This is a genomic window from Nocardia neocaledoniensis (genome assembly GCF_029868625.1).
Classification (GTDB): Bacteria; Actinomycetota; Actinomycetes; order Mycobacteriales; family Mycobacteriaceae; genus Nocardia; species Nocardia neocaledoniensis_A.
On record NZ_JARWOJ010000215.1, the window covers coordinates 1 to 8,133 of the forward strand.

The following is an 8,133-nucleotide window of genomic DNA, read 5'->3' on the forward strand; positions in this document are numbered from 1 at the left end:
GCGCCGATCCGGCGTTGGCGGTGCCGCCGTATGTTCCGCGAGGTCCCGACGTCGGCGCCGCCCTGCTCGAGCCGCCGACACCGCGCACGATGATCGCTGATGCGACGAGCGCGTTGCGGTCCCAGCTCGTCGACACCGCCATCCGCCAGGCCGACTCGATCGATCTGGCCGCCGAGAGCACCGCGATCACCGCGGTCGTCGATGCCGCCCTGGGCGAGGACAAGGCGTGGTCGTGGGAACCCGATCCCGATCCGGTTCCCGGACCTGTCGGTGAGATCGGCACTAATCGCGGCCCAGACCTATAGAGCCGCAGCACGATTCGTGAATTGTCGGCGTCGCGGCCAGGGGGAACTGGACCGAGGCGACCGAACCTGAACCGCTGGGACTTCACCACACCCGTCGAGGGTGTGACGTTTTCTCGATCCGAGGAAGCACGATGCCCCACCGTCTCCACGACCAACCACCCTCACCCTCGAATCCCGCCTCACCCTGGCTGCTCTCCACTGGTGGGAGCGCTCGATGACCTGGGAAAACCGAGGAAGCAGTTTCACCGATCCCGCCTATTACCGGGACGCCGCCGACCACGTCGAAGCCCAACTGCGCGCCGACTTCGCTACTCACCACCAGCTACGTGAGATCGCCGCCTATGGTGAAACCCCGGCACAGGTCGTCGAGTACAAAGCGCGCGCGCACGACATCGCCCGACAGTGGCAACAAAGCCCCGTACCCGAGCATCAGCAGTTGTGGCACGACCTGGCCAGCGCGGTCGATGCCTGGACCGCGAACCCCGAAACGGCTCGCGTCGAGTTCGGTCAGCTGCAGCAATCGTTCATCGAAGGTGGCGCCGGGATCGACGCGAGCACCATCCGGACGCAGCGGCAAGCCGCGGAACTGACCGGACACCTCGAACCGGTCAACGACCGTTCAACCCAAGACGGCGCCCGCTGGCGACCACGCCACCTAAGCGTCGTACCCGACCCCGGCGTGGAGGCACCACACTCGGACAGCTTCGTCGACCGCGCGTTGGGCGGGCGAGCCGCAGTAGAGCTGAGCATGGCCGAGGTCGAGGCGATCATCAACGGCTCCGACGAACTCCTCGCCGCCGAGGAAGCCCTCGGAGATCTCGACACCGGCGACGACGAGATCACCGCCCTCTTGCCAGCCGCCCAACGCAACGCCTACCTCACCCCGACCGTCACGCTCGACCAGTTGCCCGCCCAGATCGGCGCCGTGCGCCGGGTCCAAGACCTGGCCGCGCAACACGCCCGGCTGGCAACCGAATTCGACGAATCACCCGAAGGCAGTCAGGTCCGGATCGACCAGTTGGAGCGGTTGATGGACGGCGCCAGGCACGCCCGCCGCGCCGCCGCGCTCGCCGGGGCCGACCACGCTGAGATCACCGCCGCGTACCAGGCGGGCCTGGCCGGGCACTACTGGTCGCAGCAGCCCGGAGCTCCGCGGCTGGCCCAACTCGAGCACGTCCTGGGCGAACGCGACACCGCTATGGCCGAACTCAACGCCCTGCGAAGCCAACTCGGTCTCGCCCTCGATAAGCCGCCTGCGCTGGCGCTCGCCGCAGGGGCGGAGAACACCCTCCGCCTGGATCCCAGCACTGCCCCGCCGGGTGGGGCGGTGATCGCCAGTGCGGTCGAGGCTGCTTTGCCCGATGCCGACCCCGCCGCCGACTGGGCGAGCCCGGAACTCACCGGTGTCATCGACGCACCCCGCCACGCGCCCGGTGTCGACCTCCACTTCTGAAAGGACCAGGTCAATGATGTTCTCTCCCCGAGAAACCCGCCGACGCACCAAGTCCGGACTGGGTGAAGAAGCCAGCATGCTGCTGATCCTGCTAGCCCTGCTCGCGATCGTGTTCGTGCTGTGGGCAGCCTTGAAACTCGGCAGCTGGCAGGCCGGGCAACCCCTGTCGTGGAACCCGTTCGCCGCCTTGCTGTCTGTGGCCGCCGGAGACAAGCGATGGCCTTGGCAAGCAACCCCGATCGCGGTGTTCTTGCTCTGCGTGACCGGCGCAGGAGCGATCCGCGGAGCGCAATTGTTAACCAGCGGCGGGGAGGTCGATGCGGCGGCGCGGACCATGCAACCGCCGGGCAAGATCCGCATCGCGCGCGCCGCCGACAACCTCGCCGACAACCAACGCCTCCTCATCGACGCCCCACCAGAAGTGCAAGCGAATCCGGGACCGCTGTTAGGGCGCACGGTCATCGGCGACATCGCCCTGCATGTTCCCGCCGAACTCGGTGTCACCGTGACGGCGGGTCAGCGGACCGGCAAGACGGTGGCGTGGGCGATCCCGGCGGTGCTTTCGGCGTGGGGGCCGTGCCTGGCCACCTCGAACAAACCCGACCTGTACCGGCACACCGTCTACGGCCGCGAACAACTCGGGCGAGTGTGGGTGTGCGACCTGCAAGCGGTCACCGGGAAGGTGGTGTGCGGGTTCTGGGTGAACCTGTTCAACCAGGTCACCGGCCTCCCCGCAGCGCGCAAACTCGCCGGATTCTTCGTCTCCGGGTCGGCGGGTTCGGCGAACGAAATCGCGAACGCGAAAACCGACGCCTACTTCGACGGCGGCGCCCAAGAACTATTCGCCCTACACATCTTCGCCGCCGCGTGCGCGGGTGGGGACCTGCACCATGTCGCGGAATGGCTCGGCCGCGACCAAGACCCGACCCCGGCGTTGATCCTGCGCCACTACGGCCACGACCGCTCCGCCGCCCGCATCATCGAATGCCAAGGCCTCTACGCGAGACAGCGCGACGGCCTCTACGACATGGCGCGCCGGTTCCTCAACGTGCTGTCGGACTCCGGGTATGCCCAGATGGTCACGCCACCGGTGCGGAAACTCTTCCAGGTCAGCGAAACCGCCGCCAAGGCGCCGAGTCGGGGCGGGAAGTCGGCGTCGATCCGCAACGGGGTCCTGATCGAGTCCACCGAGCAGCCCCGCACCCATTTGTTGCCGGAGTTCGACCCGGCCGCGTTCGTCACCTCCAACGACACCCTCTATCCGTTGTCGATGACCGGACCCGACGGTGCCACCCCGTTGACCGCCGCCCTGGTCGGGCAAGTCCTGGAAGCCGCTCTGACCACGGCGCGGGCCCGGCCGGACGGGCGGCTGGCGGTACCGCTGTTGTGTGTGCTCGACGAGGCCGCCAACTGCGCCCGCATCAGCGAACTGCCCTCTTACTACACCTACGCCGCAGGTTGCGGAATCATCCTGATGACAATCCTCCAGGTTCTTGAGCAGGGCGAAAACCTCTGGGGGGTCAATGGTGTGAAGACGATGATGGCCCAGTCGATCGAGGTCTACGGCGGGTCCATCGCCTCGCGCGACTATTTGGAGCATTGGTCGGCGATGGCCGGTCAACACGACGTCTCGGACCGCTCCCGCACCTACACCCCCGGAGGGATCCAACGCAGCTTGTCTTGGCGCGCCGAACCGATCCTCGATGTCGCGATGCTCGCCGCGCTACCAAAAGACCGGGCACTGGTTCGTCTTCCCGGCCACGGACCGGTCGTCGTCCGCAAAATCCCGTGGTTCGACAGCGAGTACGCGCCGCTGGTTCGCATGTCGATGCAACGGTTCGAAGGGGAGCCGGTTTCGCTGATCAAAGCCATTCAGCCTGCCACGGGGGAGGGGCAGTCGTGACCAGCCCGACCCCGACCCCGACTGCGGCGGCGCCGATGGCACCGCAGTTCGTCCACTTCACCGACTTCGCCACCAAGTGGATGCTGCCGACGATCAGCGTCCGGTTAGCCGAAGCCAACCGGGAGAACACCTTCACCTGGTGCTCACGGTGGTGGGCTCATCGCCCGGTCGCCGTCCGCATCGCACATCTGCATACCGCGTTCGAGGCGATGCGCCGCGCCAAAGCGGGGTCGAGCCTGAGCACGTTCCTGCTCACCCATTTCGACCCGCTCGTCAACCTCATCCTCGACGCCGCGAACGGCCCCCTGCACCGCTGCACCCGTAATCACCACCAGGCGACACCGTCGTTGCCGTTCGATCCTGTCCCGCCTGGCTGGTTCGGCACCACCACCCCTGCCGCCGTCGACGATGACAAACCGGCGAAGAAGTTCGGCCACTACAGCGAGTTCGTGCAGCAATGGTTGTTGCCGGTGGTGTCGGTGAAGATCGCCGCGAACAACCGGGAAGGCCAATACACGTGGTGTCGGCAGTGGTGGCGCCACCAGAGCGTGGCCATCCGCTTCGCGGGCCTGCATGCCTGCTTCGAAGCCGCAGTCGATGCCGACGACAAACAGGCTATGAGCGCACTGTTCGTCCGCCACATCGACCCCCAATTCCGGTACATCCTCGACGCCGCCAACGGCCCACTGCACCGCTGCACACCTGACCGCCACATCGACAGCCCCGGCCTCGATGGTGAACCGGTTCCGTCGAATTGGTTCGGCACTCCGGGGGCGTCTACAGCAGTCCACCACCTTGGGTTCGGCCCGGACTTTCGCGCCTTCACCGAAGCAGGTGAGCCGCAGTGAGTATGGCCAACGCGACCACAGTCCAGAAACGGGTCCTCAAAGCGCTGCAGAATCAGGCCGCCGACTCCCAAAAGCTCCTGACTACCCAACGCGCCAGCGGCACCGAGCCGACCCCGGAATGGACACTGGATTTCCAGGCGCGGGCGCTGCTGCACAGCGAGCTCGGCGCCGCTGCCATCGCCGGTGGGGTGCCGGTCGAGTGGGTCGATCAGGCCCGCGAGCGCGGCACGAAAGGTATCCGCTGGAACACCAACCTGTTCCTGCGCCGCGCCGCCCCGGTCGATCGGGAAGCGCTGATCGACAACCTGCGCACCGACATCGAACTCCTGGCGCGGTTCACCGGAATCCATGCCGCCTACCGGCCTATCGCCGCCGCACAGAACACCGGCACTGCCGGCGTCGACGACAACCTCGACAGCCTGTGGCGACGATCTGCCCAACTCGGTGTCCTGCTCGGGGTCGATGCTGACGAGGCCCGACAACTATGGCCACACGACCGGTGGATCGAAACTGCTGCCTCGGCGGCGGCGGGGTTGACCGAAGCCGGACTCGCCCACCAGTGGCGGGCGATCGCGGCCACGGACATCAGCAGCTGCGCTGTGCAGGCGCGTGCCTTGGCCGAGGCCGGCATCGACCCCGATTCGAGGATCGCGCCCCCAGAGCCGAGCGCAGTGCTTGACGTTCTCGGCGACAACCACCTTCGGGTGATCGGGTTGTTCTCCCACGCACCCGGTGCGCAGATCGACGCCGCCATCAGCGCGACCGGCGCATACACCCACGACCTCGACAACGACGGGTGGGCCACCCAGCCCGTGTTCAGTGACCCGCAAACCAACTATCCCGGGATCGAGCCATGACCCGCCCGTCATCGCAGCCGCGTCTGGTCTCGGATCTACCGGCCCCGCAAGCAGAGGCACTCAACAACATTCATGACCTGGCCCGCCGTGCCGGTGCGCTGCGTCGAAGCCAGCCGTATGCCCCCGAACTGGTGCGACTCGAACACGATCGCAGCATCGCCGAGATCGTGGCCGCCAGCCGGGCGGTACCAGCGGTGTGGATCACCCAAGCCCGCGAATACGGGCAGTCGAACAGGGCGTGGCCACCGACCACGGTGCTGCGGGACCCACCGAAGAACAACGTGCCCCGCCGCGGCTACGGCAGAGTCGTCGCCGACACCCACCGGCTCGTCGACATGGCCACCGTCTCGGTACTGCGCCACCACCATCTGCACCGAGCCGGGATCGAAGCCGAGCCTGAACCTGCTGTGGCGCAACAGCTGCGGCACAACATGGTCGCGATCCGCACCCGCATCATCCACACCGCCGCCGCGATCAACATGCCCCCGGCCCAACGCGCACGCAGCACGACGGTGACCGATGCCCACCTCTCCGAACGGCTCGCCACCCACCACCGGCTCGCCGTCGACGACCTGACCGCGCTCTGGCGCGACCTGGCCACCCCCGTGATCGCGGCGAGTGTGCGCTCGTCGTTGGCCAGCCTGCGCCGCACCACCACACCACCGGCCAGTGACACCGGTCTGCCGATGCCACCCACGGTCGAGGAATTGCTCACCCGCACCCACCTGCAACTGACCAACCTGACTCCCGCAGATGAGGCCCTCACCGACGGGCAACGGATCGAAACCGCCGTCCACCTCGCCCTGCCGCCCACGGCAACAGAACCCGACCACCACAACGCCGACACCACGGTCGGGCCGCCACCGGATCGTCCACTCACGCCAGGACCTGAACCGTGACGAGCCGTCGTCAGCTCGACCGCGGGACTACCACGCCCACCACCACGCCGCCGATCGGTCGGTGGTCGGCAACGACACGCCAGGTGCAACCCGATCGCAGGACCCGAAGAGCAACCGCGTGAGCCGCAGTGCCGAAAGCCGCCCCGCACAGCAGTCACCTCCGCCCCAGTGCCCAGACAAACGCTTGGAGACCTTTGCCATGACTAGCGTCGATCTACCGCCGACCCCCGCTCGCCACAGTCAGGCGGGCCAATCGTTCTCTTCATCCGGTGATCCGACCGTCGCCGCGTTGCGCACCGCGATCCTCGGCACCGAACCGAACATGCACCAGCGCGTGCGTGACGTCATCGCCGAACTCGGGGACCGGCCCGGCACCGGTTCGACGTACCCGGCTGAAGCGAGACTGGCACCGAACCTGCTGCGCGCGACCATTGCGGGGCTGGGCGGGTCGGCGACCGCGATCGCCGCCGACACCCGGCTGCGCGGGGTTCTGTGTGAGTGGGCCGCGGTCTGTGCCCCACACCTGCTGCCAGTGCTGACCGGGCATCTCGATCTGTCGATCGGGGCGATCAGCGCCCTGGGCAACGGGTCCGCCTACCAGCGTGAGCTGCTCGCCGAACTCGACACCGGTCAGGCGGTCGGAGTGTTGTTGTTGACCGAGCTCGGTGGCACCAACGGCGCCGACCAGCGAACGACAGCGACCTGGGACGGCATCCGGGGCGGGTTCTGGCTCACCTCACCTGACCCGGCCAGCTGGAAATTCATGCCCAACATCGCCGACCCGACAACACCGAAGACCGGAGTCGTCACCGCCCGCCTCATCATCGAAGGCCACGACGAAGGTGTCCTTCCCCTGCTCCTGAGGTTGCGCACGAACCAAGGACTCGCACAGGGGCTGCACGTCGCCGCACTGCCCGATAAGGGTTGGGCCCCCATGGATCACGCGTTGATCCGATTCGACAAGGTGTTCGTCCCGGCTGATGGGTTGCTCAGTGGGACATGGGCGGTGATGGGCGCGCACGGGATGGCATCGACAGTGCCGGTGCGGGCACGATTCCACCAAGCGATCACGACCCTGGGACAGGGACGCCTCGATCTCGCTGGTGCGGCCGCCGCCGGTGCGCGCGCCGGGTTGGCGGTCACGGTCAACTACGCCCGGCAACGCCGACCCGGCGGCCGAACCCCCATGGCTGAGCGGGGCACGGTCCGCCGCGACCTCGTCTCAGCACTGGCAGCGACGTACGCCACCAGCGTGCTCGGGCGCCGCGTGCAGGACATGGCCGCCGCCGCATCAACAGACCCGCTTATCGGGGTGTGGTCGATGCTGATCAAACCATTGCTGGCCTACACCGCCCACGAGGTCCTGCTGACCTGTCGGCAACGCAGCGGCGCCCAAGGATCGTTGCGCACCAACTGGATCCAGGACTGGATCGGCAACACCGAAGGAATCATCACCGCCGAAGGCGAATCACAGCTGCTGTGGAAACAAGCCGGACAACTCACCTTCGACATCACCACCTTGGAACTGCCCGCCACCCCCTCGCATCTGCCCTGGCACCTCCGGATGCTCACCGACAGAGCGACCACCATCGCGGCCGGACTCCGACGCGACGACATCACTCCGGCCGGGACCGCACTCGATCGCGACACCGCCGCCATCGAACTCGCCGCCGCCACCAGCGAACGACTCGCGGCGACCGCGCTGTGGACCGCCGCGTCCTCCGTCGGCGACGACACCGCCCGAGGCCTGCTCGAATCCGCCACCGCGGTCTACACGCTGGAACGAATCGTGGCCCGCGGAACCTGGTTCGCCGCCCACCGACAGATGACACCCCGGCGCGCCCAACGCGTCCACCGCGAGCTACACC

The 8,133-nt window shown here is 67.5% G+C and carries 7 protein-coding genes; all 7 read left to right on the forward strand.

What is annotated here, in order from left to right; genetic code table 11:
• Window positions 1-305 (forward strand): hypothetical protein (locus QH270_RS15920; RefSeq protein ID WP_280342733.1); only part of this gene is annotated, 305 nt, incomplete at its 5' end.
• Between the two features lie 214 nt (window positions 306-519).
• Complete coding sequence (locus tag QH270_RS15925) at window positions 520-1,758, forward strand: hypothetical protein (RefSeq protein ID WP_067641734.1); 1,239 nt, start codon at window positions 520-522, stop codon at window positions 1,756-1,758.
• A complete protein-coding gene (locus tag QH270_RS15930) occupies window positions 1,667-3,661 on the forward strand; it encodes a type IV secretory system conjugative DNA transfer family protein (protein WP_280342738.1) in 1,995 nt (664 codons plus the stop codon). The genes QH270_RS15925 and QH270_RS15930 overlap by 92 nt, the downstream gene beginning before the upstream one ends.
• A 35-nt stretch (window positions 3,662-3,696) precedes the next feature.
• Window positions 3,697-4,509: a DUF4913 domain-containing protein gene (locus QH270_RS15935; RefSeq protein WP_280342747.1), complete on the forward strand. Its 813-nt coding sequence runs from the start codon at window positions 3,697-3,699 to the stop codon at window positions 4,507-4,509.
• The gene (locus tag QH270_RS15940; protein ID WP_280342741.1) at window positions 4,506-5,366 is read left to right on the forward strand and encodes a hypothetical protein; all 861 of its coding nucleotides are present in this window, start codon (window positions 4,506-4,508) and stop codon (window positions 5,364-5,366) included. Before QH270_RS15935 ends, QH270_RS15940 begins: the two co-directional genes overlap by 4 nt.
• Window positions 5,363-6,265: a hypothetical protein gene (locus tag QH270_RS15945; protein WP_280342743.1), complete on the forward strand. Its 903-nt coding sequence runs from the start codon at window positions 5,363-5,365 to the stop codon at window positions 6,263-6,265. The genes QH270_RS15940 and QH270_RS15945 overlap by 4 nt, the downstream gene beginning before the upstream one ends.
• Before the next feature lie 199 nt (window positions 6,266-6,464).
• Window positions 6,465-8,133, forward strand: a 1,669-nt coding sequence (locus QH270_RS15950; RefSeq protein ID WP_280342745.1) for an acyl-CoA dehydrogenase family protein, incomplete at its 3' end; no start/stop codon positions are given.

Excerpts from the sequence above, each read along its gene's own strand:
- QH270_RS15925 (WP_067641734.1), top strand. The coding sequence starts at position 520 with ATGACCTGGGAAAACCGAGGAAGCAGTTTCACCGATCCCGCCTATTAC.
- QH270_RS15930 (WP_280342738.1), top strand. The coding sequence starts at position 1,667 with ATGCCGACCCCGCCGCCGACTGGGCGAGCCCGGAACTCACCGGTGTCA.
- QH270_RS15935 (WP_280342747.1), top strand. The coding sequence starts at position 3,697 with ATGGCACCGCAGTTCGTCCACTTCACCGACTTCGCCACCAAGTGGATG.
- QH270_RS15945 (WP_280342743.1), top strand. The coding sequence starts at position 5,363 with ATGACCCGCCCGTCATCGCAGCCGCGTCTGGTCTCGGATCTACCGGCC.